Raw genomic sequence first — 24,692 nt, 5'->3', positions numbered from 1 at the left:
ATAAAAATAAAATTTTATGATAAAAAGACTTTTAATTCTGTTTACATTTTGTTTTAATTTGGGACTATTTGCTCAAACTAAGACAAATCACCATCATGTTATTGTAATCATGACAGATGGCCTTCGTTGGCAAGATGTATTTCGTGGCATGGATCCGGAAATTGCCAATAATAAAAAATATCATCATGGCGATAGCCTGGAAATTTTTAAGAAATATTGGGCAAATACTGCCGAGGAAAGAAGACAAAAATTGATGCCATTTTTTTGGAGTACGATTCAATCGAAAGGTCAAATTCATGGAAACAGAGATAAGGGAAGTATGATGAATGTAAGTAATCCCTATTGGTTTTCTTATCCGGGGTATAGTGAATTGACAACGGGTCAAGTGGATACAGCTGTGAATTCTAACGATTATAAACCGAATCCCAATACCAATTTTTTTGAGTATTTAAATACTTTACCCACTTACAAAGGAAAGGTGGTGGCTTTTGGAGCTTGGGGAGCATTTGATCGAATTTTAAATGAAAATCGATCAGGATTTCCAGTTATAAATGCCTTTGACGAATATGTGAGTGTCGGAAAAGACGCAAATGCTCAATTGTTAACAAATATGGTAAAAGACACCCACAGGCCTTTTGGTGAAGGAGAAGTTTTGGATGTATTTATGCATTACCAGATTATGCATTATTTGAAAAAGGAAAAACCATTGGCTGCATTTTTATCTTATGGTGATACGGACGAATTTGCCCATGAAGGAAACTATTCTTATTATTTAGATGGAGCGCATTCATTTGATAAATATGTAAGCGATATTTGGAATTTTGTTCAATCTGATCCAGAATTTAAAGATAATACGACGTTATTAATTACCACAGATCATGGTCGTGGGGAGGCAATTAAATCTCAGTGGACCTCTCATGGACAAAAGGTTTTAGATTCCCACCAAACCTGGTATGTAATGCTGGGGAAAGGGGTTGCCAACTTGGGAGAAGTTTCAAGCAAAGAGCAAACTTACACCAAGGATTTAATTCATAAAGTTGCTGACTTGATGCGGGTGGATTTTAAATCTATTAAAAAGTAAACATTCCAATATTATCCATTTGCTTTCTTTTTGTTATTAAATTGTTATCAAGCTTTTGATTGGATAACAATTTAATAAAGATTGTTAAACATTGACTTAACATAGTTGCAAGTCGATGTGCCTAATTTTGTATTGTTAAAATGTTCGAATTTAAACAATGAAAAAAGTAGCAATTCAGTTCCCAAAACTATTTTTTATTCTAGCTATTACAGCATTTATTGCAATTTCTTGTCAAAAAGATTCTTCTCTTGTGCCTTCCCCGACAATTCAGGTAAATGCTCCCGTTTTTGGAGTAAAAGGAGAGCTGGTTCAATTAAAAGCCATTTTAAGTGCTGAGGCTGGAATTGAATACGTAGTGGTGTATAAAAACGGCATAGCATTTGATGTCCAAAATTTTGTTGGACAAAAGTCAGTTGAATATTTAAAATCTTATCAAATAGAGGATTTGCCCTCCGGTTCAAAAATAAATTTCACCTTTCAAGCAACAGATCAAAATGGGAAATCTTCTCAGGTAAAATTGCTAGAATTAATGGTAAAATAAAATATTAAGAAATTATATTGGTGTTTTAGGTCAATGCCATCGGGTTTCCTGATGGCATTACTCGTGTTATAAAAATAATTATATTTTTATTTTTTTGAATTTAATATTTAAGTAATATTTTGTTTATAATTTGTTAACATATACGTTTTTTGATGTTCGTAATTTTGTGTTGTAAAATTATAAATATTAAAAATGTACAATTTTAAGCAAGTAAAATGGACGCTGACGGCCTTATTTATAGGCTTCATTTTTCAAGTTTCGGCACAAATTACAACTTCTACTTTTACAGGTAAGGTAAAGGACAAAAAAGGGGAAGAAATTCCAGGTGCGACTGTATATATGATACATGAGCCAACAGGAACTAAATATGGTGCCTCCACACAAATCAATGGAAACTTCACCTTGGCAAACATGAATCCAGGTGGGCCATATACTGTAAGTGTAACCTTTGTGGGTTATGCAACTTTCAAGCAAGGTAACATAAATTTAACTTTAGGAGCAAATCCATTTGTTACGATTGAGATTGCCGAAGAGGCTACACAATTAAAAGAGGTAGTTGTGAAAGCTGATAAAGGTGGAACTCGTTCAGGCGCAGTGACTACTTTAGGCGAAACAACCATTAAAGCAGTACCAACTTTGAATAGAAGTTTGACGGATATGACGCGTTTAACCCCGCAAGGCTCTTCTTCAAACTCTTTTGCTGGTACAAACTTTCGATACAATAACGTAACCGTTGATGGTACGATCAATAATGATGCCATCGGATTTTCACCTTCTTTAGGAGGTCAAAGTGGAACTTCTGGAATGCCAGGTTCTTCTACTCGTACCAACCCAATTTCATTAGATGCAATCCAAGATGTTCAAGTTTACGTAGCGCCTTATGATGTGAAGATTGGTAATTTTACAGGAGGTTCTATTAATGCTGTAACGCGTACTGGAACTAATCAGGTGAAAGGTTCTGCCTATGGTTATGGCAGAAATGCAATTATCACCGGACCAAACAATGCCTCCGATGGAGCAAAGATACCATCTGGATATTCGGATTTTCAAACGGGCTTTAGATTAGGATTGCCTTTGATAAAGAACAAATTATTCTTTTTTACAAATCAAGAAATTACACAAAGAAATGAGCCTTTATTTTACGGTTCCAATGATCCAAGTTCTTTGATAAATTCTACTACTGCTAACCAAATCACAGATTTCTTGAAAACTAAATATGGTTTTGATCCAGGTGCTGCTGCAGATTATTCCATTTATTCTAAATCGACTAAATTCTTCAATCGTTTAGATTGGAATATTTCAGAAAAACATCAATTGTCGATTCGTAACTCTTCTGTGGCTTCAGAAGCAACTAACTTAGAAAGAGATGCAGCTAACTTCCGTTTTGGTTCAATGGACTTTAAACAAGTAAATAGAAATAGCTCTACGGTTGCAGAATTAAAATCACATTTCGGAAACTATTCAAACAGTTTAATTTTAGGTTATTCAGATATCAGCGATTACCGTGTGCCAAGTAGTGGAAACTTCGCTTTCCCTCAAGTTGAAATTTCTCACAACGGTGGTACTATTTTTTTAGGAAATGAGCGTGAGGCAACAGTTTTCAACATGAAACAAAAAACATTTGAATTCACGGATAACTTCACTTGGTTCAAAGGAAATCATACCTTCTTAGTAGGTACTCACAATGAGTTATATAAAATTGATTATGGTTTTGTGAACTCTTGGAATGGTCGTGTGGCTTATAAATCTTTAGCAGACTTCTTTGCATCAAACGTAAACCGTGTGCGTGGATCCTATTCATTTACCAACAATGACCGCGATGCAATTTTTAACAATCCGTATGCATCTTTTAACGTAGGTTTATACAGTGTGTATTTCCAAGATGAAATTCAGGTAAACGACAAATTAAAATTATCTCCAGGTTTGCGTTTCGACTTAGCCTCTACAGACTCTCCAACATTGAGTCCACAGACGGCTGCTACTAAACCAGATGCAAATGCAGGTACTACCTACACAGCAACTACTCCATTGAATCAGGTTTCTAATAAGATTTTCGGTCAAGTATTGGCATCACCACGTATCGGTTTTAATTATGATGTCAACGGAGATCGCTCTACAATCATCCGTGGTGGATCAGGTATCTTTACGGGTCGTATCCCATTCGCTTGGTTAGGTTATGCGTTCTATAATGACGGTGTTGGTTTCGGCGCTTTTGACGTAAACAATGTTGCTGGTAAGAACAAAGGAGATGTATTGGCAGATGGTGCAAAAACATTTGCATTCAACAATGGTCAAAAAAGCTTAACGCAGGTAGATGCAATGTCGAACAACTTTAAAATGCCACAGGTATTGAGAAGTTCTTTAGCAGTTGATAAAACAGTTAATGGTTACAAATTGACTTTAGAAGGTATCTACACAAAGACTATTTCAGATTTGAAATTCCAACAAGTGAATTTGAAAGACTCTGTTAAATATTATTCATTCGATACAGATCGCCAGATGCCAGTATATTTGTCGGGTGGTGCAACAGGACAAAAGTTAAATTCAAACTTTTCAAATGCCTATGAATTGTCAAATACTGATCAAGGTTATCGTTACAGTTTAACCGCTCAGATTTCTAAAACATATAGTTTTGGTTTCAATTTCATGGCAGCTTATACTTATGGAAAAAGTTATGATTTAACAAATGGTATTCGTAACTCAATGGAATCTAACTGGCAGTTGAATCAGTCGTTGAATCCTAATGATCCTAAATTAGCCTATTCAAACTTTGACATTCGTCATAGAATTATTGCTCAATTTGGTTACACAAAGGGTTGGAACAAAAATCATTCCACAACTTTATCTGGTGTAATCAGTGCACAGTCAGGTAATCCATTCACATGGGGATTTGTTAACTCTACCTTAGCAAATACACCACAAGCTGCTGGATTAGCCTATATATTCAAGGATGTTACTGAAGCAACTAAATACTTTGTTGATGATGCTAAATCAGGAACGGCAGCAGTTCAAGCGCAGGCTTTCATGAACTTCGTAGAATCTGATGAGTATTTAAGTACTCGTAAAGGAAATTTTACTGAAAGAAATGGTGGAAGAACACCTTGGAACACAACAATGGACTTGAAATTGTTGCATACGATTAAGTTAAACGAAAAAGGAAATGATTTACAATTCTCATTGGATATTATTAATGCAACGAATTTGATTAATTCTTCTTGGGGTAGAATTTATTTCTCACCAAATACATTTAACTCAACTGCAAGTTTAGGCTTAACAAGAACAAATTCAGGTTCTGCAGACCCTTTATTCAAGTTCTCAACTCCTCCATCAGCTTATTCTATCGATCAATTAGGTTCAAGATGGCAGATGCAGGTTGGTGCACGTTATTCTTTCTAAGAGAGAGTCAGTGAGCAAAGTGAGCTAGTGAGCAGAGTGAGCAAAGTGAGCCAGTGAGCCAGTGAGCAAGTAGTTCGATTTAAAAATCTGGCTTACTTTGCTCACTGGCTCACTTTTTATTTTTTAAATAAAAAATTGAATAAATCAAAGAATATTTCATTGATTGTAGTTTTTTAAGTTCATTTTAAGTTGGTGTTTTTCAAATTTGTATCAAGCATTTAAACACCAATGTATGAAAAAAGTAATTTTGGGATTTTGTACTTTTTTTAGTCTATCCCTTTCCGCTCAAACAGCTGTAGAATCTGAAGCTTTGAAATACAAGTTAAACGAATCAGGTTCTCGTTTTTTCCAAGTAACCTTTCTGAATCAAGCCTGGTTGCGTTTCAATCAAAGTAATCCTGGGACAACCGTTATTGGTGACCCACAGGCTAATACTTTTGACATTGGGCTGCGTAGAACTCGTATGCAACTGTTTGGGCAAATTACTGATCGTACTTTTGTTTATTTCCAATTTGGTCAAAACAATTTCAATTCGATGTACAATTCCACCTCGAATCGAAAAATTGCCCCATTCTTCCATGATGCCCTAGGAGAATATCGTGTAAGTTCAGGTAATCAATTGAAAATTGGTGGAGGCCTAACCATCGCCAATGGAATATCACGTTTTTCTCAACCAAGTATTGGAACTATTTTAACCACTGATGTGCCCGTTTTTGCACAAACAACGGTGGACCAAATCGACCAGTTTTCAAGAAAATTAAGCATTTACGCACGTGGACAAGTCGGTAAATTCGATTATCGTGCGGTTTTGAGTGATCCTTTCCCGGTAACTTCCAATGGACAAACGCCTCCAGCCTTATCAACTGTTTCTAATTTTGCTACAAAAGGACACAGTTTACAAACCGCTGGATATTTAATTTACCAGTTTTTTGACCACGAAAATCATACCACTCCTTATATGAATGGTACTTATTTAGGAAGTAAAAAAATCTTTAATGTTGCTATTGGTGGCGCTTATCAACCGAATGCCATGTGGAGCAAATCAGCATCGGGGGATACGCTTTATCAAGCCATGCAACATGTGGCTATAGAAAGCTTTTTAGACATGCCCGTAGGGACTAAAAACTCAATGATTTCTGCTTATTTGGGCTATTTCAATACCAATTATGGAAACAATTATTTGCGTTACAATGGAGCGATGAATCCAGCCACAGGTACAACTTTAACTGCGTCCAATTCAATTACAAGTCAAGGGCCAACTTATGGCAATGCTTATCCAATGTTCGGGACAGGAAACGTGATTTATTCGCAAATTGGCTATATGTTGCCTTCCCAAACGAAAGGATTAGCCAATCGTTGGATGCCCTATGCAGCAGCTACCTTGGCATCTTATGACCGCCTAAATGGATTACCTACAAATACATTTAATCTAGGAATTAATTATTACCTAAACGGCAACAAATCGAAATTGTCGCTCGACTACCAAAATCGCCCAAGCTATAAAGTAGAAAATAGTGAAATTAAAGCGGGAGACCGTTTGGGAACTGTGACGCTACAGATGCAGGTGTTTATATAAGTGAGGTATTGACCGCCCCCGGTTTCAGCCCTTCGACAAGCTCAGGGACCGAAGCCACCCCCTCCTTGCGAAGGAGGGGGCTGGGGGGAGGTAAAGTGATTCCAAATGCCCCAACATCAAATTCTTCCCCTTCTTGCACCACCAATGAAATTGCCCTTCGATAGACTCGTGATGTGGAAGGTATTCTGCCATAAGGTCTAAATCGAAATTTTCAGCAGCAAATCCTGCTCCAGCACGTTCTCCATCAAAGGCATTGATCATCTGTTCAACATGATTAGGAACAGGAACCATCATAACAGGTTTTCCTAAATACATAGCTTCTGCAACAGATTCGAATCCTGCTGTGGAAATCAAACCAGCGCATTTCGACATCTTATCCAAATATTTTACCGCATCAATCGGGTGAAAGGTTAAATTTGGTGAATATTCAAACGTTTCTTTTATTTCCGGATGATCCCAAAAACAATCAATTTTAACGTCTGGATTATGCAAATGCCAAACTGCAATTTCATCTGCTAATCGATAGTGTGTCAAATAAGCCAACCAAGAACCTTCATTGCAAGTTTTTATTTCTTTTACATCAGATCTTAAAAGAGGTGGTACGGTATATATTTTCTTTTTTTCATCGTTTTTTAAAGGAGCAAAAGATAGTCCCAAGAATTTTTGTGAGCCGTAGGCCGTAATTTTCGTATTGATGTTCAATAAAAATCGGTCAATTGCCTTTTCCTTGATGGTTACAAAATTTTTGTTCAACAATAAATACTGGTGTCCAATGGAAACACATGGAATTTTCGACTTACTAGTAAAAAAATACAAACCGGTGATTGATTCGTAAAAATTGACAATACTATCGGGTTGCAGTTCATCTATAAAATTGCCAAGTTTTTTAGCAGAATTTCTAAATATTTTAAATTTTTTAAAGGCTTGCATGGCAGTAGCGCCTAACTTTACCGAACGACCTGCGCCATAGATGATTGAAGGGGCCTCGTATTGAATGAGTGGCTTGTTGCCTATTACGTCCAAAAAAAAGTTAGGTATTTTACGATTTTCAAAGGTTCCTACTGCATATCCTACCACCTCATGTCCGGCCTCTGTAAGCAATTGAGTTAAGGAAATTGCTTGGGTTAAATGTCCCCTGCCTTCTCCTTGAATGGTAAATAGGTATTTTGCCATATTATTTACTGATAACTTTTGGCGCTAAGATTGAATCTAATTCAAATTCTATTTTTTGATTGGGTTCATGATAAACCAATTTCCATTCACCTTGATGGGTTTCTACCAAGGCCGACATCGACTCCACCCAATCGCCAGAGTTCATGTATTTAATGTTTCCAATATCCTTGATTTCTGGCTTGTGAATGTGTCCACATATAATTCCATGCGCCTCTTTTGCTAAAGCTAATTCTGAAAGTTTTTCTTCAAAATCAGAAATGAAATTTACGGCCAATTTTACTTTCTGTTTAATGGTTTGCGACAAGGAAAAATAGGGTTTTCCTCTCCATTCACGGTATTGATTGTACCATTTATTTAACCATAATAAAAAAGTATATCCAATGTCGCCCAAGTAAGCCAACCATTTCATTTGACTTGTAATACTGTCAAATATATCTCCGTGAATGACCAAATATTTTTTACCAAATGAATTCAACATATAATCTCTACGGATAGAAAATTGTTTGCCAATTTTAAAAGGAATAATTTGATCCAAAAAATCATCGTGATTCCCTCGTAGATAAATTACTTCCGTGTCATATTTATCCATCATTTTCAAAACAGCTCTGAAAAAACCAGTATGTTTTTTCTTCCAAACGCCGCCCTTTTTTAATTGCCAACCATCAATGATGTCGCCATTTAAAATAAGTTTGTCGCAAGAATTGGATTTCAAGAAGTCGTTAACCTCCTTTGCTTTTGACCCTGAGCTACCTAAGTGAATGTCAGAAATAACAATTGTTTTGTAGGTTGTTAAGTTATTGAATGACATGGTGTTAGTTTTTTTACAAAAATCGGAAACTCGTATTAACTGAATGTTATTGAATTATGAATTATGGGTTATGAGTTATGGGTTATGAGTTATGAGTTATGGGTTATGAGTTATGGGTTATGGGTTATGAGTTATGGGTTATGATTTAAATCCATTAGTAATTTTGGTGTCTTTAGTAGTTTCCTCATAATTCATAACTCATAATTCATAATTTTAAAATATCTTGCCAAAAATCCTCAAACTATGAAAAAACTTACATCATACATCTTCTCTATTACCTTTTACCTCTTACCTCTTACCTCTTACCTCTTACCTCATCCCTCATTTTCCCAGGATCGCCCCACTGGCAAACTTTGGGCGACTCGCTCGGAAGTAATTGCCCAATACGGAATGGCTGCAACATCTCATCCGCTGTCTACTCAAGTAGCATTGGATATTTTAAAAGCAGGTGGGACAGCAATTGATGCCGCTATTGCCGCTAATGCGATGGAAGGGGTGGTGGAGCCGCATGTAAATGGTATTGGGGGCGATTTATTTGCCATTGTTTGGGATGCGAAAACTAAGAAATTATATGGATTAAATGGTTCGGGGCGTTCTCCAAAATCATTGACCCTAGAAGAATTTAAAAAAAGAGGATTAACCCATATTCCGAGTACTGGTCCTCTCCCTGTTTCTGTCCCAGGTGCAGTAGATGCATGGTTTGAATTGCATAAGAAATTTGGTAAGATGCCAATGGAAAAAGTCCTTGAAAAAGCAATTTCATATGCCAAAAATGGATTTCCTGTACATGAGGAACTGGCTTCTGCATTAACAAAGGTGCAAGCCAATTATGGTAAATTTCCAAACGTGGCTAATCACTACTACCCAAATGGAAAAGTGCCTTTGAAAGGTGAAGTGTTTAAAAATCCGGATTTGGGAAATACCTTGGAAAAAATTGCTAAAGGGGGTCGAGATGCTTTTTATAAAGGTGAAATGGCCAAAACTATGGGTGAATTCATGAAGCGAAACGGTGGATTTTTAAGTTATGAAGATTTGGCGTCTCATACTTCCACTTGGTTAGATCCTGTTTCAACTAATTATCGTGGATTTGATGTATGGGAATTGCCACCCAACGGACAAGGCATTGCCGCTTTGCAAATGTTGAATATTTTGGAAGGCTATGATTTTTCTAAAATCCCGTTCGGCACTGCAGAACACATTCATTTGTTTACCGAAGCCAAAAAACTAGTTTTTGAAGATCGCGCAAAATATTATGCAGATCCAGAATTTGCCAAAATTCCTGTCAAAAGCCTCATTTCAAAAGAATATGCAACTGAAAGAAGGAAACTAATTCAAGAAAATAAAGCCTTGAAAACCATCAATGCAGGCAATCCCGCTTTAAAGGATGGGGACACCATTTACATGACTGTTGCCGATGCAGAAGGTAACATGGTTTCTTTGATTCAAAGTAATTATCGCGGATTTGGGTCAGGTATGATGCCCGATGGACTTGGATTTATGTTCCAAGATCGGGGAGAATTATACAGCCTAAAAGAGGGCGAAAACAATACATACGCACCCGGTAAAAGACCATTCCATACCATTATACCAGCTTTTATGACCAAAAATGGCGAGCCGGTAATGAGCTTTGGCGTGATGGGTGGCGCTTTTCAGCCCATGGGACATGTGCAAATTGTGATGGATGTGGTAGATTTTGGAATGAATATTCAAGAAGCGGGGGATGCCCCTCGAATCAATCACGAAGGTAGTTCAGAGCCCACTGGTGAAAAAATGGAAGCAACAGGAGGGATGATTACGCTAGAAAGTGGATTTCCCTATGAAACCATACGGGCATTAATGCAAAAAGGCCACCAAGTGGGCTATATGAATGGAATTTACGGAGGGTACCAATGTATTAAAAGGGATCCTTTGAATAAGGTGTATTATGGAGCATCAGAATCAAGAAAAGACGGTCAAGCTGCAGGATATTAACATGAAAAAAATAACAGCTCGTAAAGTTTTTACAGGGAAAGAATGGTTGGGACCGGTTGAAATACTTGTTGAAAATGAAATTATTCAAGCGATTCAATTTATTCCCGACAAAGAAGTAAAGGATTATCCCAATGGTTTTTTGTGCCCTGCTTTTATCGATTTACAAGTGTATGGTGGAAACGGAATTCTGTTCTCAAACCATCAAACCGTGGAGGCAATTCAAGCAACTTACGATGAACATAGTAAATCAGGTACAGAATTTTTTCAAATTACTTTAAATTGTAGTCCAAAGGAATCGATTTTCAAAGCAATTGACGCCGCCAAGCAATATCAACAAGAAGGTAGACCTGGACTATTAGGATTGCATTTGGAAGGGCCGTTTTTTAATCCCATCCGGAGAGGTGCACACAAGGAAGAGTTTGTGCAAAAACCTACAAAGCAATTGATAGATGCTATTATTCAACTTGCAGGTGATTTGCGAATTTACATGACCATCGCACCGGAAATGTTTGATGGAGATTTGTTGGATTATATTATCCAAAGTCCAATTATTTGTTCGATCGGACATTCAGATGCCACACAATCACAAGTTGAACATGCTTTTGAAAAGGGAATTAATAAAATAACCCACTTGTTCAATGCACAGTCGCAATGGCAAAGTAGAGCTTTAGGGATTGCAGGAACTAGTTTATTGCATGATGAAATATGGGCAAGTATCATTGTAGACGGCCTGCATCTCGATTTTGGAACCGTCAAGTTGGCAAAAGAATTGAAGCGTGATAGGTTGTTTTTAATTACAGATGCTGTGACAGAGGATCTTTCTGGGCCTTATCATTTTGCCAAAAAAGATGGCAAGTTTTCGAATGATCAAGGCACACTTTCTGGTTCTGCCTTAACGATGCACGAAGCCATTGAAAATTGCGTGAAGCACGTAGGTATTGATTTGGAAGAGGCTGTTCGAATGGGAAGTTTGTATCCAGCAGAAGTAATTGGATTAGAAAACGAATTGGGGACTTTGGAAGTTGGTAAAAGGTGGTCGGCCTACCATTGGATTGATTAATGGTTTAAAGCAAAAGTTTCATTAAAATATCAGTTTGGGCATCCTCTCCTAGGAGAAAAATATGCTTATCAAATGCAGTGAAACCATTTTTTTCATAGAAATGAATGGCTCGTTTGTTCTCCTCCCAAACTCCCAGCCAAACAAAAGAAACTCCTTTTTCTTTTGCAATCTGTATCGCTTGATTGTAAAGAAGCTGCCCAACTTTTTTTCCATGAAATTCTTTTAAAACATAAATTCGTTCAATTTCAATAGAATTTTGGTCCGACATTTCATTTTGTGCAGAGCTAATATTTAGTTTTAAATAGCCAATAATTGTATCTCCAATTTTGGCAAAATAGAAGCTACTGTTTTTGTTTCTTATTTCAGCACCTAATTTTTCATTTGAAAACCCTTCTGATAAATATTTTGTCATGTTTTCCTCTGTGTTTACTGCAGCAAAGGTTTCCCAAAAAGTTCTCCGACCAATTTCTTGTAATTGTTCTAAGTCCTGTAGTTCAACTTTAATTATTTTAATTTTTTCCATTTGTAAGCTCCAAGCCAATTTCTTCTCCAATTTTTTCTAAATAAATTGCAGCATTTTTTAATGCGTCTTCTTTATCTGATGCTTTTTTTATGATTTCATAGGTAGGATAAGGTGTTTCTGTTTCGCAAATCCCGCAAACCAATCGAATGTTTTTCCTTTTTGCGGCTTCTAATACCTTCGAAATTAGTTTCCCATCCCAAGTTTGTTCATCGATTTTTCCCTCACCCGTGATGATGAGGTCGAAGTCTTTCACCAATTCTTTGAAATTATATTTCTCTAACAAAAAGTCTGCTCCGGATATAATTTTTGCATTCAAAAAATATTGCGCCCCAGCTCCCAATCCTCCTGCTGCTCCTGCTCCTGCAGAATTTTTAATTTCTGGATCAACTTTTAGATCCCTCACACAAATTTCATCCAAATTATTTAAACCATTGTCTAAATATCTAATTATTTCAAGTGTTGCTCCTTTTTGAGGGCCGAAAACGGCGGAGGCACCCGATTGTCCAAGAAGTGGATTTGAAACATCCGTCGCTACAAAAAATGCTATTTCCTTAATTTTTTTCATCAGCGACAACTGTGGCTCAGACACTTGATTAATTAATGGTAAGTTAGCACCCTTTCCTTCCAAAGGAAGTTTGTCCATGTCCAAAAATTCATACCCCAAAGCACATGCCATGCCCATGCCGCCATCATTTGTCGCTGATCCGCCTACAAATAATATGATTTTTTTAGCACCCGTTTGAATCGCATGCAAAATCAATTCCCCCGTCCCATAGGTGCTTGTTTCCATCGGATTTCGATCCTCAGACTGTAATAATTCAATTCCTGAAGCTTGCGCCATTTCAATGTAGGCAATGTGCTTTTGCTCATCAAATAAATAATGGGCTTTTATGCTTTTGAATAAGGGATTCCGTACCGTAAGTCGGATTTTTTGAACAGGTAAAATGCTTTCTATTGCATCTAAAGTTCCTTCTCCTCCATCAGCTAAAGGCAGACAATGCACATGGGTGGTTGGAAAAACCGATTGAATTCCTTGCTTTAATGCTATTGCTACATCAAAAGCCTTTAGAGAATCTTTGAATTTATCAGGACAAATTAAAATGTTCATTCAATCAGTTCGAAACGATGCCTTGAAAATAAGGCTTTTTCCTTAGAATTCTGTAAATTGCAAGCTAATTTGATGGATATGATTCAAAGACCTAGAAGAAATCGCCAAGATGCAGTCATGCGTTCTATGGTGGAGGAAAATCGATTGTCAGTAAAAGATTTAATGTACCCTTTATTTGTAATGGAGGGGAGCAACAAGGAAACACCAATTGCGTCTATGCCCGGTATTTCTCGATTTACCTTAGATCTTCTTTTGAAGGAAATGGATGCTTGCATACAATTGGGGATTAAATCTTTTGCCTTGTTTCCTCAAATTCCAGAAAGTAAGAAAGATTCCACGGCTTCAGAAAGTATCAAACGTGGAAATATTTATTTAGAATCTATTTATCAAATTCACCAGCGTTTTCCAGAAATTGTCATGCTAACCGACGTGGCTATGGACCCTTACAGTTCAGATGGACATGATGGTGTGGTGAAGAACGGACAAATTATCAACGACGAAACCTTGCCTATTTTAGCTGATATGGCTGTAGCACAGGCTCAGGCAGGAAGTAAATTGATTGGTCCTTCGGACATGATGGACGGTCGAGTTGGGGTTATCCGTGATGCCTTAGATGATGCAGAATTTACCAATACGGGAATCATGGCTTACACGGCCAAATATGCATCTGCATTTTATGGTCCATTTAGAGATGCCCTAGAGTCAGCTCCAAAATTTGGAGATAAAAAAACTTATCAGATGAATCCTGCCAACAAGCGTGAAGCTCTGCGTGAGGCGATGTTGGACATGGAGGAAGGGGCAGACTTTTTGATGGTTAAGCCTGCATTGGCTTATTTAGATATTATTTCTTTGTTGAAAGATAACAGCGATTTACCCATCGCTGCCTATAATGTTTCTGGCGAATATGCAATGGTAAAGGCCGCCGCTCAGAATGGTTGGATTGATGGCGAAAAAGCCATGATAGAAAGCCTTTTGTCTATGAAAAGAGCAGGAGCTCAGGTAATCCTGACGTATTTTGCCAAAGAATTTGCCCAATTAAAAATAGATTAATATGTCGTCGAATCGATACATGCAACGTGGTGTTTCTGCCGCTAAAGAAGATGTTCACAAAGCCATTTCTAAATTAGACAAGGGTTTGTTTCCGCAAGCTTTTTGTAAAATTTCTCCAGATATTTTAGGGGGAGATGAGTCATTTTGCAACATCATGCATGCAGATGGGGCTGGTACAAAATCGTCTTTAGCCTATTTGTATTGGAAAGAAACTGGCGATTTATCGGTTTGGAGAGGGATTGCTCAAGACGCGGTTGTGATGAATACCGACGACCTAATTTGCGTAGGTGCAACTGACCAAATGTTGCTTTCATCAACCATAGGTCGTAATAAAAACTTAATTCCAGGAGAGGTCATTGGCGAAATCATCAATGGAACAGAAGAGGTTTTGGAGATGTTGCGCGAGAATGGGATTGGAATTCACAGTACAGGGGGAGAAACCGCAGATGTGGGTGATTTAGTGCGTACTATTATTGTAGATAGTACGGTTATTGCCCGAATGAAACGTTCGGACGTCATTTCCAATGGAAATATTCAAGCAGGAGATGTGATTATTGGTTTGGCTTCAGATGGACAAGCGTCGTATGAGAAAAAATATAACGGTGGCATGGGAAGTAATGGTTTGACCTCAGCTCGTCACGATGTATTAGGCAATTATTTAGCTACAAAATATCCAGAAAGTTTTGATCCTCAGGTGCCAGGAGATTTGGTGTATTCGGGTTCGAAAAACCTATTGGAGCCCGTTGCAGGGACTCCTTTGAACGTGGGACAATTGATTTTGTCGCCTACTAGAACTTACGCTCCTGTGGTAAAAGCTTTGTTATCTGAATTGAGAGGTCACATCCATGGCATGGTCCATTGTTCTGGAGGTGCCCAAACAAAGGTTTTACATTTTGTAGACAAGGTACATGTGATCAAAGATAATTTATTTGAAATGCCTGTTTTGTTTGAAATGATTCAAAAAGAATCTGGGACAGATTTCAAAGAAATGTACCAGGTGTTCAATATGGGTCATCGATTGGAAATTTACATTGACCCAAAATATGCGGATCAAATCATCGCTATCGCCAATTCATTTGGTATTCCAGCGCAAGTGGTTGGAAGGGTGGAGGCATCAGATGTGAAGAAATTGACGATTCGTTCAAATAAAGGAGAATTTGTGTATTAATTTTGTAAATCTTTGATACACACTTTGATAAAAAAATAAATGTTGCTATATTTGCAACCCGAATCAGGAAAGCTTAAGTACAAGTGGACCGCTGAGCCCTGATAATCACACAATAAAAAACATTGACAATGAGTGATTTAATTAAATTAGTAGAGTCAGAAAACGCAGCCCGTAGAGCTGAGCACCCAAATTTTGGTGCTGGTGATACTTTGAACGTTCACGTAAAAATTCGTGAAGGTAACAAAGAGCGTATCCAGGTTTTCCAGGGTTTAGTTATTCAAAGAAAGAACCACGGTGCGGGTGAGACTTTCACAGTACGTAAGGTATCTAACGGAATTGGTGTTGAGCGTATCTTCCCAATTTTGTCTCCAAATATTGATAAAATTGAAGTTTTACGTCGTGGTAAAGTACGTAGAGCTCGTTTATTCTACTTAAGAGGTAAGCAAGGAAAAGCTGCTCGCGTTAAGGAGAAGAAGAAATAATAGGTTTGATATTTATTATAACCGAAGGCCGTCTCGAAAGGGATGGCCTTTTTGTTGTTATAAAAAAATAGTAACTTGTTGATATTCTGTTTATATATCAATCTTACAAAATGAAAAATTTACTTGTACTCTTGTTATCAATTCTAACGTTTTCCACCATTGCCCAGCCTAAGGTACCTTATGGACAAAATAAATCTGCTGGTAAGTATTTTCAAATCAATGGAATTAAAATGTATGTAGAAACCTATGGACAAGGCAAACCCTTGGTGTTAATTCATGGCAACGGCGGCTCCATTGAGCACATGAAAAACCAAATTGCACATTTCAAAAAAACTAGAAAAGTGTATGTTGCCGATTCGCGTGGACATGGGAAATCGAGCTTTATTGAAGGGCAGGAGTATAATTATGACATCCTAACCAAAGATTGGGCGGTTTTATTAGATAGTTTGAAAATTAGCAATGTAGATATTTTTGGATGGAGCGATGGGGGAATTATTGGCTTATTGTTGGCCAGAGATTACCCGAATAGAATTGGAAAAGTGTTTTCGTATGGGGCAAATTTAAGCCCATCAAAGGATGCGACAGATCCTAAACTTGACAGTGGTGTAAGAAAATTTGTAAATTCTCAAGAGCCAAAGACAGCTACAGAGAAAAATAATTTAGCCATCATGAAAATGATGATTGATTATCCAAATTATGATTTTAAAACTTTTAATCAAGTGAAAATTCCAATCATGGTGGCCACTGGGGATCATGATTTAATTTTGCTCGATCACAGTTTGAAAATTTACCGAAGTTTAGGTAATGCGGCTTTTCATGTGTTTGGCATGGCCAATCATTTTATTTCTTGGGATGAGCCAGCTCGAATGAATAAGGAAATTGAATTATTTTTCAACAAGCCCTTCAAGCAAAAGAATTTGGTGCCGAAAGAATACGAATTTTTGTTGGAATAAACCTAAATTAAAACTGTACCTTTGTATAAAAATCAACCATTATGAAAAAATTAATTTTTATATTTTTATTATTTGTTTCACTCGGATCAATTGCACAAACCATCAAATCTTCTACAATTGGAGCGGGCGGTGCAACAGTTAATAGTCAAGGAAAATATTATAGCCATGTGATTGGTCAACAAAGTATTTCAGGTACTTCTTCTAAAAATGGGGTGACGCTTCGACAAGGATTTAAACAGCCTAATTTTTTGGTAAAAAGTATCAAGAAGTCTGGACTTGATATAAAAATTGAAGAGGTAAATCCAATTACTTATACAATCTTTCCAAATCCATTTAAGGAAAAATTTACGATTAAATTCTCCCAGAAATCTGTTTCAGATTCTTATGTTGTTCTTTATGATTTAGGTGGAAATGTGATTTTTGAAAAGACTTATCCAGGAGATATCGATGAAATAAACGTTAGTTCCTTATCTCAAATTAGGGTTGGAAATTATATTTTGAATATTGTTTATAAAGGAAAACCTTTTTCAGCAAATTTGATTAAAGAATTGTAAAAATTAAATGAATCGCTCCAAAATTGCCTTATTACTCTTGGTCGTTTTTTTCGGATCAGGAATATTTTACGTCTTTTTTAATAATAAGTCAAAATCTACAGAATCTTCAATTTCTGCATCATCTGTGGTCACAACTCCCACATTTTCCGAAGATTCTGCTTACCATTTTGTTAAAAAACAAATTGATTTTGGGCCGAGAGTTCCAGGGTCCTCTGCTCATTCTTCTTGTAAGGATTGGTATATCAGTGAATTTAAGCGATTAGGTTGGCAAGTTCAATTGCAAGAGTTTAAAGAGAATTCTTACGAGGGAAAAGCATTAACAGGATATAATATCGTGGCTCAATTTGCACCTGAAAAATCTAAACGTATTCTGCTGGCAGCTCATTGGGATTCAAGACCTTGGGCAGATAAAGATTCGGTTCGTAAAAATGAAGCAATAGATGCAGCAAGTGATGGTGCTTCGGGACCGGGAGTGCTTTTGGAAATAGCTCGACAATTAAACCTCGCAAAAGAAAAGCCAAATGTGGGAGTTGACATCGTATTGTTCGACTTGGAAGATTTAGGAAGTACAGAAGACGTAACTGGTAATTCCTGGGCATTAGGTTCCCAATATTGGTCAAAAAATTTGTTTCCAGTTGGTTATAAGCCTTATTATGGCATTTTGCTAGATATGGTTGGTGCCAAAGGTGCGACTTTCCCTCAAGAAGGTTCTTCTATGCAATATGCAGCCGGCATCGTTCAAAATGTTTGGAATGCTGCTGCCGATTTAGGCTATAGCAATTATTTTATTGCAGAACCAGGGGCTGGAATTACAGATGACCATACCTCCGTAAATGAGATTGCAAAAATTCAAATGATTGATATCGTTGACCTTAAAAATGGAAATGATGTGTTTCCAAGTTACCATCATACCCATCAAGATAATTTACAAATCATCGACAAAAATACGCTTAAAGCAGTTGGACAAACCTTACTACAGGTTTTGTATCGCGAATAAATTATGGAAGAAAATTTAAAACAAGTTCATCTAAACGACGTTCATGTGGGTTTAGGTGCTAAAATGGTTCCTTTTGCAGGGTATAATATGCCCGTGCTTTATACAAATCTGATACAAGAGCATTTGTGCGTTCGCTCAAATGTGGGAGTTTTTGATGTTAGCCACATGGGGGAATTCTTTTTATCAGGTACCAAGGCATTGGATTTGATTCAATACGTTTGTTCAAATGATGCCTCCAAATTGGTGGATGGTAAAGTTCAATATAGTTGTTTGCCCAATGAAACAGGTGGGATTGTAGATGATTTATTAGTTTATCGAATCCAAGAAAATGAATATTTATTGGTTGTGAATGCTTCAAATATTGAGAAGGATTGGAATTGGATTTCTTCGAAAAACACGTTTGGAGTTGAAATGAAAAATGCTTCAGATGAGTATTCTTTATTTGCCGTTCAGGGTCCTAATGCCATAAAGGCCCTTCAAAAATTGACAGCAGTTAATTTGTCTGAGATGGAATATTATTCCTTCAAAATTGATGAAATGGCTGGAATCCCGGATGTGATAATTTCTAATACAGGTTATACAGGGGCAGGAGGTTTTGAGATTTACGTGAAAAATGAAAATGCACTTGCCATGTGGAATGCTATTTTTGAAGCTGGAGCTGAATTTGAAATGAAACCTGTAGGCTTAGGGGCACGTGATACCTTACGTACCGAAATGGGCTATGCACTGTATGGACATGATATAGATGATACTACCTCTCCAATTGAAGCTGGTTTGGGTTGGATAACCTCATTCAAAAAGGATTTTATTGCGAAAGATATTCATCAGAAAATCAAAGAAGAAGGTCCTCAAAAGAAATTAGTTGGATTTGAAATGATCGATCGTGGTATTCCTCGTCAACATTATCCTATTCAAGATAAAGATGGGAATGTGATTGGAGAGGTTACATCCGGAACTCAGTCGCCAAGTTTGAATTTAGGCATTGGAATGGGTTATGTGTCCACTGAAAATGCTAAAATTGGTACTGAAATTATGATTGCCATTCGTGATAGAGTTTTAAAAGCAAAAATTGTAAAAACGCCCTTTTTGAATAAATGAGAAAAATAGACGTTTGCCTATCTCCAGATTTAATTCATTTATATTCCTTAGAAAATACTGCCGTTGTGGTTGTTGATATTTTTAGAGCAACTTCTTGCATGGTAACTGCCTTTGCAAACGGCGCCCAAGAAATACTACCTGTAGAGGATGTTGACTTTTGTCAATCAAAAAAGGCAGAAGGCTATCTGATTTCAGCGGAAAGAAACGGAATTACTCCAGCGGGATTTGATTTTGACAATTCACCCTTTTCCTACCAAGTGGAAAAGGTAAAAGGGTCAAAAATATGTGTTACTACTACCAATGGAACTGTAGCCATTAGAAGAGCTGAAAAAGCTCCCTTATTGATGGTGGGTGCATTTTTGAATTTGAGTAAAGTTGTTGAAGCTTTAAAAAATTGGGAGGGTGATGCACTTGTTCTATGTGCTGGTTGGAAAGGGAAACCCAATTTAGAAGATACGCTTTTTGCAGGTTGCGTTATAGATGAATTGAATGGACATTATCAAGTTGCAGATGATGCAGCCTTAATGGCTTGGCAAAATTATAATATCGCCTCAAAAGACTTACAAACCGCAGTTAAAAACTCCTCTCATGTAAATCGATTGTTGAAATTAGGCATAGAAAAAGATATTGCATTTTGTTTGGAAAAGGATAAATATGCTGTGCTGCCAATTTGGTTAAGTGGAAAGTTGAAAGTGGAAAGTTGAAAAATTTTGGTTTAGTAGGTAATGTATATGAATTCAAAATTTTTGAATTTTAAATATTTTTTTTCAACTTTCAACTTTCAACTTTTAACTTTTAACTTTTAACTTTCAACTTTTAACTTTCAACTTTCAACTTTTAACTCCTATGCGCTTCCTCCCTAACATTCCAACCTACCTAGCGGCATTTATGTACTTATTTTCTTCGTTTATGTTTTTCTTTCCAATGATGGAAATGCCGGCAATGACAGGAAATCAGGCAGTTTTTATGAATTTATTTACAACTACTGGATACATGGCTGTTGTAAAAATTTTTGAAATTATAGGTGCAGTACTTTTATTAGTCCCTTCAAAAAGAGCCTTGGGCTCATTAATTCTAGCACCCATTGCAGTAAATATCGTATTGTTTGAACTAATTATCGCTCACCAACCAAGTGCTGGTATCGTAATGTTGATACTTCAAGCAATAATCTTGTATCAAGAAAGAAGTAAAATTAATGTTTTTTAAATTCTAAAGTTCTTTTAGTAAATACTCTTTAAAGCCTTTAAAGTCGCAGTTCATAGAAATGGCGACTTTTTGTTTGTCTAGCAATTCTTCTAATCTTGCTGGAATAAGCACTTTTTGGCCTAAAGTTCCCTCAACTGTAGGTAGAAATTTGGCATAATGAGCAGTAGAAAGTATAATTCCACAATTATCTGAACCAAACTCTTTGCGATATTGCTTGAGACCGTCATAGGCAACTGCAGTATGTGGACACATGATGTAATCGTATTTCTCAAACACCTCTTTCATGGTTTCGCGCGTTTTTGCGTCATCTGTGTGATAACCCTTCACGATATTTTGGATTTTTTCTAATTCTCCCCCTGCCAAAATCTGCATTCGTACAAAATTGGACGGATTCCCAACATCCATGGCATTTGAAAGCGTTTCTTGGCTTGGCTTTGGTTCGTATTTCCCAGATTTTAAAAAATCTGGGACTATTTTATTGACATTTGTAGCGGCAATAAATGCTTTAATGGGTAATCCCATTTGATAGGCCATAATTCCTGCACTTAAATTTCCAAAATTTCCACTCGGAACGGAAAAAACAATCGGCAATTTATTACCTTTTTTCTTTGCTTGTGCGTATGCCGAGAAATAATAAAAGGATTGAGGAATTAATCGTGAAATATTAATAGAATTTGCAGATGCTAAATTAAACTTAGAACGTAATTCTTCATCCAGAAAAGCTTGTTTTACCAAGGCCTGACAATCGTCAAATGTGCCATCTATTTCTAGGGCTGTAACATTTTTGTCCAAAGTAGTCAATTGCTTTTCTTGAATATCTGAAACTTTTCCTTTGGGATAAAGAATTGTGACCGAAATTCCTGGAGTATCGTAAAATCCTTGTGCCACTGCCCCACCAGTGTCTCCAGAGGTGGCTACTAAAATTCGGATTTCTTGCTGACTTTTTTGAAGGTAATGCGACATGATGGCAGCCATGAAGCGAGCGCCAAAGTCTTTAAAAGCCATGGATGGGCCATGGAATAACTCCAAAACCTCTGTACCTGTCTCTAATTCTACAATGGGTGCTTCAAAGGTAATGGATTTGGAGATGATTGATGAAATTTCAGCATCCGTTAAATCATTTCCTAATAAGTTTTTACATACAGCGAAAGCAATTTCTTGAATAGATTTCTGATCTAGATTGTCAATAAATTCCTGAGGAAGTACTGGGATGGATTCTGGCATATACAAACCATTATCGGGAGGTAATCCACGGAAAATAGCTTCTTGTAAATCTACGTCTGGACTCTGACCTGCTGTACTATATAACTTCATCTTAATTCACTTTATACGCATTAAGGGGCAAAATTAGGTATTTAAAGCCCCTGAAACAAATTATTCTCCAATATCTACAATTCTCGCCTGAACTGATTTTCGCCCATTGAACTCGTTGATATCTAAATGATAAACAATTTTAAAAGGTTTTTGTTGGTGAAAGGCATCTACTAAATCTTCATAGTAAGAATTTCTCATGCCAAAGGCAACTGCCTCAATTTGTTTTAGTTCTGGTTGTTCTCCTAAAAACAATTTCAAGTGCTCGTCTTTCATAATTGTCGGACTAGCATGCAAATAAACCTCACTTACAAAGTAGGGTTGCATATTTCCAGGTCCAAAGGGGGCCAAGCGATTGATTAATTTTTCTTGAAAATTGATTGAAAGTGTAGAAACAGGCAATTCAACATCTATCAAAACTTCAGCTTTTTGCTCTTTTTCTTTTAAAGAATTGGCAACCAGTTGGTCAAATCGTTGAATAAATTCTGGCAAATTTTCTTGTTCCAAATGAAGTCCTGCCGCGTGGGTATGTCCCCCAAATTGCAATAATAAATCAGCACATTGCTCCAAGGCATGGTGAATATCAAATCCCTTCACAGACCTTGCTGATCCAACAACATGTCCGTTTGATAAGGTTAAAACAATGGTTGGTCGGTAGTAATGTTCTTGTAATTTACTGGCTACAATTCCCACTACTCCTTTGTGCCATTCTGGATGAAAAATGACAGTTGAGTTTGCATTTGGCAGGAAATCATCTTTGACAAATTGTTCCAAAGCTTGTTTGGTGATTGCTTTTTCAACTGCTTTTCGTTCAATATTTTGATTCAACACAGGTTGTGCCAATGCAGCCGCCTCTTCGGCATTTTGTGCTAACAACAGTTTTACCGCACCATAAGCATGGTCCATTCTACCTGCAGCATTAATCACTGGTGCGATTGAAAATACTACATCTGTGATGGAATAGGGACTTTTTCTACCCGCTTTGGTTAATAAATATGCTAAACCCGGACGAGGATTTTCGTCCAATTTTTTCATACCAAAATAGGTCAATATTCTGTTTTCGCCAATAATCGGTACCATATCGGCTGCATTTGAGCAGGCCAATAGGTCTAATTTTTCGTATATGGGCTCAAAATCTAATTCATGAGCCATTGCGAAGGCCATCAATAATTTGAAGCCTACACCCGCTCCTGTGAGTTCTTTAAAAGGGTAGGGACAATCTTTTCTTTTGGGATCTAAAACGGCCACTGCCTCTGGCAAGTCTCCTTCCGGAAGATGGTGGTCGCAGACGATGAAATCTATTTCGTTTTCCTTACACCAAATAACTCTTTCATGGGCTTTTATGCCGCAGTCGAGCGAAATGATGAGCGTATAACCATTATCTCTTGCATATTCAACTCCGGCTTGTGAAACGCCATAACCTTCTTTGTATCGATCAGGGATGTAGTAATCGACATCGGCTCCCAATTCTTCACTTAAATAACTATAAACAATTGATACAGCAGTTGTGCCATCTACGTCATAGTCACCATAAATCAATATTTTTTCTCCGGTTTCTAAGGCCATGGAAAGTCGGTCCACTGCCACATCCATATCCTTCATTAAAAAAGGGTCGTGAAGGAGTTCGATTTGTGGCAACATAAATTCTTTCGCTTGGTCAAAATTTTTGATGCCACGAGAAATTAATAATTGCAGAAAATAGGGATTTTTGGTCGTTTGTAATTCATCCCCTAAATTTTCAATTTCCCTTTCTGAGGCCTTAGGTACGAAATTCCATATTTTCTTTGCTTTCAACATATCAATTCTTTTCAACAAAATTACATAATTGAAAGCCTAAAAAAAGCTCATTTTGCAAATTATCAGTTGATTGATAATCTTTTATGTGACAAAATATTTAATTTTGTTCCTTATGATTCTTCGCACAGAAAACTTAGTGAAAAAATACGGTCAACGATTGGTCAATGACCATATCAGTTACCAGGTTGCACAAGGTGAAATAGTTGGTTTGTTGGGGCCCAATGGTGCCGGAAAAACAACTTCATTTTACATTGCAACAGGACTTGTTAAACCCAATGAGGGTAAGGTTTTCTTAGATGACTTGGATGTTACCGACCTCCCCATGTACAAGAGAGCCCGATTAGGAATTGGTTATTTGGCTCAAGAGGCATCTGTTTTCAGAACATTAAGCGTGGAAGAAAATATTTTGGCCGTTTTGGAAATGACCACTTTGACTAAATCGGAGCAGAAAGAAAAAACGGAAGCCTTATTGGAAGAATTTTCCTTGACGCATGTTCGGAAAAGTTTAGGTCAGGTATTATCGGGTGGGGAAAGAAGAAGAACGGAAATTGCTCGCGCATTAGCTGTTGATCCTAAATTTATCTTATTGGATGAACCATTTGCAGGAGTTGACCCAATTGCTGTGGAGGAAATCCAAACCATTGTAGCCAAATTAAAATATAAGAATATTGGTATTCTCATCACAGATCACAATGTAGATGAGACCTTATCCATTACAGACCGTGCCTATTTGTTATTTGAAGGTAGAATTTTAAAGGCTGGTAGTCCTAAAGAATTGGCAGAGGATGAGCAGGTTCGTCGGGTGTATTTAGGTCAACATTTCAAATTAAGAGAATAAG

22 protein-coding genes are annotated in these 24,692 nt (G+C 37.1%); 16 read left to right on the top strand and 6 right to left on the bottom strand.

Annotation, left to right across the window (positions count from 1 at the left end):
- Positions 1–16: 16 nt before the first annotated feature.
- The 4 genes from EOJ36_RS11660 to EOJ36_RS11645 all read left to right on the top strand — a co-directional run bounded on the left by EOJ36_RS11660 (position 17) and on the right by EOJ36_RS11645 (position 6,594).
- Entirely contained in the window at positions 17–1,081 is a 1,065-nt protein-coding gene (locus EOJ36_RS11660; RefSeq protein WP_127805586.1) for a phosphoglyceromutase, read from the top strand.
- Between the two features lie 157 nt (positions 1,082–1,238).
- On the top strand, positions 1,239–1,622 hold the full coding sequence (locus tag EOJ36_RS11655) for a hypothetical protein (RefSeq protein ID WP_127805584.1): 384 nt from the start codon (positions 1,239–1,241) through the stop codon (positions 1,620–1,622).
- Positions 1,623–1,814: 192 nt separating this feature from the next.
- Positions 1,815–5,018 (top strand): TonB-dependent receptor, encoded by a 3,204-nt coding sequence (locus tag EOJ36_RS11650; protein ID WP_127805582.1) that lies wholly within the window; start codon positions 1,815–1,817, stop codon positions 5,016–5,018.
- A 232-nt stretch (positions 5,019–5,250) separates the two neighbouring features.
- Positions 5,251–6,594: a hypothetical protein gene (locus tag EOJ36_RS11645; protein WP_127805580.1), complete on the top strand. Its 1,344-nt coding sequence runs from the start codon at positions 5,251–5,253 to the stop codon at positions 6,592–6,594.
- A gap of 24 nt (positions 6,595–6,618) precedes the next feature.
- Here EOJ36_RS11645 and EOJ36_RS11640 read toward each other — a convergent pair whose 3' ends face one another.
- Together EOJ36_RS11640 and EOJ36_RS11635 are read right to left on the bottom strand one after the other, a co-directional pair.
- Positions 6,619–7,767 carry a glycosyltransferase family protein gene (locus EOJ36_RS11640; protein ID WP_127805578.1) on the bottom strand — a complete coding sequence of 383 codons (1,149 nt, stop codon included), beginning with the start codon at positions 7,765–7,767 and terminating at the stop codon, positions 6,619–6,621.
- A 1-nt stretch (position 7,768) separates the two neighbouring features.
- Positions 7,769–8,575, bottom strand: a complete 807-nt coding sequence (locus EOJ36_RS11635; protein WP_127805576.1) for a UDP-2,3-diacylglucosamine diphosphatase — start codon at positions 8,573–8,575, stop codon at positions 7,769–7,771.
- A 243-nt stretch (positions 8,576–8,818) separates the two neighbouring features.
- On the opposite strand from EOJ36_RS11635, the gene ggt reads away from it, so the two are divergent.
- Positions 8,819–10,546, top strand: a complete 1,728-nt coding sequence (gene ggt / locus EOJ36_RS11630) for a gamma-glutamyltransferase (RefSeq protein WP_127805574.1) — start codon at positions 8,819–8,821, stop codon at positions 10,544–10,546.
- Between the two features lies 1 nt (position 10,547).
- Positions 10,548–11,606 carry an N-acetylglucosamine-6-phosphate deacetylase gene (gene nagA, locus EOJ36_RS11625; RefSeq protein ID WP_164847904.1) on the top strand — a complete coding sequence of 353 codons (1,059 nt, stop codon included), beginning with the start codon at positions 10,548–10,550 and terminating at the stop codon, positions 11,604–11,606.
- 4 nt (positions 11,607–11,610) lie between these two features.
- Here nagA and EOJ36_RS11620 read toward each other — a convergent pair whose 3' ends face one another.
- On the bottom strand, positions 11,611–12,129 hold the full coding sequence (locus EOJ36_RS11620; protein ID WP_127805570.1) for a GNAT family N-acetyltransferase: 519 nt from the start codon (positions 12,127–12,129) through the stop codon (positions 11,611–11,613).
- On the bottom strand, positions 12,116–13,237 hold the full coding sequence (locus tag EOJ36_RS11615; RefSeq protein ID WP_127805568.1) for a glycerate kinase: 1,122 nt from the start codon (positions 13,235–13,237) through the stop codon (positions 12,116–12,118). The genes EOJ36_RS11620 and EOJ36_RS11615 overlap by 14 nt, the downstream gene beginning before the upstream one ends.
- 72 nt (positions 13,238–13,309) lie before the next feature.
- Between EOJ36_RS11615 and hemB the strand changes: the two genes are divergently transcribed.
- From hemB to EOJ36_RS11570, 9 genes are all read left to right on the top strand, one after another.
- Positions 13,310–14,287, top strand: a complete 978-nt coding sequence (gene hemB / locus EOJ36_RS11610; RefSeq protein ID WP_127805653.1) for a porphobilinogen synthase — start codon at positions 13,310–13,312, stop codon at positions 14,285–14,287.
- 1 nt (position 14,288) lies between these two features.
- On the top strand, positions 14,289–15,455 hold the full coding sequence (locus EOJ36_RS11605) for an AIR synthase related protein (RefSeq protein WP_127805566.1): 1,167 nt from the start codon (positions 14,289–14,291) through the stop codon (positions 15,453–15,455).
- A gap of 128 nt (positions 15,456–15,583) precedes the next feature.
- Positions 15,584–15,937: a 50S ribosomal protein L19 gene (rplS, locus tag EOJ36_RS11600; protein ID WP_127805564.1), complete on the top strand. Its 354-nt coding sequence runs from the start codon at positions 15,584–15,586 to the stop codon at positions 15,935–15,937.
- 110 nt (positions 15,938–16,047) lie between these two features.
- On the top strand, positions 16,048–16,890 hold the full coding sequence (locus tag EOJ36_RS11595) for an alpha/beta fold hydrolase (RefSeq protein ID WP_127805562.1): 843 nt from the start codon (positions 16,048–16,050) through the stop codon (positions 16,888–16,890).
- A gap of 41 nt (positions 16,891–16,931) precedes the next feature.
- Positions 16,932–17,444 (top strand): T9SS type A sorting domain-containing protein, encoded by a 513-nt coding sequence (locus EOJ36_RS11590; RefSeq protein WP_127805560.1) that lies wholly within the window; start codon positions 16,932–16,934, stop codon positions 17,442–17,444.
- Positions 17,445–17,451: 7 nt separating this feature from the next.
- On the top strand, positions 17,452–18,441 hold the full coding sequence (locus tag EOJ36_RS11585) for a M28 family peptidase (RefSeq protein WP_127805558.1): 990 nt from the start codon (positions 17,452–17,454) through the stop codon (positions 18,439–18,441).
- Positions 18,442–18,444: 3 nt separating this feature from the next.
- Complete coding sequence (gcvT, locus tag EOJ36_RS11580) at positions 18,445–19,539, top strand: glycine cleavage system aminomethyltransferase GcvT (RefSeq protein ID WP_127805556.1); 1,095 nt, start codon at positions 18,445–18,447, stop codon at positions 19,537–19,539.
- Positions 19,536–20,243, top strand: coding sequence for a 2-phosphosulfolactate phosphatase (locus EOJ36_RS11575; RefSeq protein ID WP_127805555.1), 708 nt, complete (start codon positions 19,536–19,538; stop codon positions 20,241–20,243). The genes gcvT and EOJ36_RS11575 overlap by 4 nt, the downstream gene beginning before the upstream one ends.
- A 142-nt stretch (positions 20,244–20,385) precedes the next feature.
- The gene (locus EOJ36_RS11570) at positions 20,386–20,745 is read left to right on the top strand and encodes a hypothetical protein (protein WP_127805553.1); all 360 of its coding nucleotides are present in this window, start codon (positions 20,386–20,388) and stop codon (positions 20,743–20,745) included.
- A 3-nt stretch (positions 20,746–20,748) separates the two neighbouring features.
- On the opposite strand, the gene thrC is transcribed toward EOJ36_RS11570, so the two are convergent.
- Both thrC and recJ read right to left on the bottom strand, forming a co-directional pair.
- Complete coding sequence (gene thrC / locus EOJ36_RS11565) at positions 20,749–22,059, bottom strand: threonine synthase (protein ID WP_127805551.1); 1,311 nt, start codon at positions 22,057–22,059, stop codon at positions 20,749–20,751.
- A gap of 60 nt (positions 22,060–22,119) precedes the next feature.
- Positions 22,120–23,871 (bottom strand): single-stranded-DNA-specific exonuclease RecJ, encoded by a 1,752-nt coding sequence (gene recJ, locus EOJ36_RS11560; protein WP_238944486.1) that lies wholly within the window; start codon positions 23,869–23,871, stop codon positions 22,120–22,122.
- A 94-nt stretch (positions 23,872–23,965) separates the two neighbouring features.
- On the opposite strand from recJ, the gene lptB reads away from it, so the two are divergent.
- Positions 23,966–24,691, top strand: a complete 726-nt coding sequence (lptB, locus tag EOJ36_RS11555) for an LPS export ABC transporter ATP-binding protein (protein WP_127805547.1) — start codon at positions 23,966–23,968, stop codon at positions 24,689–24,691.
- The last annotated feature ends 1 nt before the right edge of the window (position 24,692 follow it).

The sequence above is a fragment of the Sandaracinomonas limnophila genome, from assembly GCF_004005965.1.
In the GTDB taxonomy this organism is placed as follows: domain Bacteria; phylum Bacteroidota; class Bacteroidia; order Cytophagales; family Spirosomataceae; genus Sandaracinomonas; species Sandaracinomonas limnophila.
This window is presented reverse-complemented; position numbering and strand designations above follow the sequence as displayed.

Excerpts from the sequence above, each read along its gene's own strand:
- EOJ36_RS11660 (WP_127805586.1), top strand. The coding sequence starts at position 17 with ATGATAAAAAGACTTTTAATTCTGTTTACATTTTGTTTTAATTTGGGA.
- EOJ36_RS11655 (WP_127805584.1), top strand. The coding sequence starts at position 1,239 with ATGAAAAAAGTAGCAATTCAGTTCCCAAAACTATTTTTTATTCTAGCT.
- EOJ36_RS11650 (WP_127805582.1), top strand. The coding sequence starts at position 1,815 with ATGTACAATTTTAAGCAAGTAAAATGGACGCTGACGGCCTTATTTATA.
- EOJ36_RS11645 (WP_127805580.1), top strand. The coding sequence starts at position 5,251 with ATGAAAAAAGTAATTTTGGGATTTTGTACTTTTTTTAGTCTATCCCTT.
- EOJ36_RS11640 (WP_127805578.1), bottom strand. The coding sequence starts at position 7,767 with ATGGCAAAATACCTATTTACCATTCAAGGAGAAGGCAGGGGACATTTA.
- EOJ36_RS11635 (WP_127805576.1), bottom strand. The coding sequence starts at position 8,575 with ATGTCATTCAATAACTTAACAACCTACAAAACAATTGTTATTTCTGAC.
- ggt (WP_127805574.1), top strand. The coding sequence starts at position 8,819 with ATGAAAAAACTTACATCATACATCTTCTCTATTACCTTTTACCTCTTA.
- nagA (WP_164847904.1), top strand. The coding sequence starts at position 10,548 with ATGAAAAAAATAACAGCTCGTAAAGTTTTTACAGGGAAAGAATGGTTG.
- EOJ36_RS11620 (WP_127805570.1), bottom strand. The coding sequence starts at position 12,129 with ATGGAAAAAATTAAAATAATTAAAGTTGAACTACAGGACTTAGAACAA.
- EOJ36_RS11615 (WP_127805568.1), bottom strand. The coding sequence starts at position 13,237 with ATGAACATTTTAATTTGTCCTGATAAATTCAAAGATTCTCTAAAGGCT.
- hemB (WP_127805653.1), top strand. The coding sequence starts at position 13,310 with ATGGATATGATTCAAAGACCTAGAAGAAATCGCCAAGATGCAGTCATG.
- EOJ36_RS11605 (WP_127805566.1), top strand. The coding sequence starts at position 14,289 with ATGTCGTCGAATCGATACATGCAACGTGGTGTTTCTGCCGCTAAAGAA.
- rplS (WP_127805564.1), top strand. The coding sequence starts at position 15,584 with ATGAGTGATTTAATTAAATTAGTAGAGTCAGAAAACGCAGCCCGTAGA.
- EOJ36_RS11595 (WP_127805562.1), top strand. The coding sequence starts at position 16,048 with ATGAAAAATTTACTTGTACTCTTGTTATCAATTCTAACGTTTTCCACC.
- EOJ36_RS11590 (WP_127805560.1), top strand. The coding sequence starts at position 16,932 with ATGAAAAAATTAATTTTTATATTTTTATTATTTGTTTCACTCGGATCA.
- EOJ36_RS11585 (WP_127805558.1), top strand. The coding sequence starts at position 17,452 with ATGAATCGCTCCAAAATTGCCTTATTACTCTTGGTCGTTTTTTTCGGA.
- gcvT (WP_127805556.1), top strand. The coding sequence starts at position 18,445 with ATGGAAGAAAATTTAAAACAAGTTCATCTAAACGACGTTCATGTGGGT.
- EOJ36_RS11575 (WP_127805555.1), top strand. The coding sequence starts at position 19,536 with ATGAGAAAAATAGACGTTTGCCTATCTCCAGATTTAATTCATTTATAT.
- EOJ36_RS11570 (WP_127805553.1), top strand. The coding sequence starts at position 20,386 with ATGCGCTTCCTCCCTAACATTCCAACCTACCTAGCGGCATTTATGTAC.
- thrC (WP_127805551.1), bottom strand. The coding sequence starts at position 22,059 with ATGAAGTTATATAGTACAGCAGGTCAGAGTCCAGACGTAGATTTACAA.
- lptB (WP_127805547.1), top strand. The coding sequence starts at position 23,966 with ATGATTCTTCGCACAGAAAACTTAGTGAAAAAATACGGTCAACGATTG.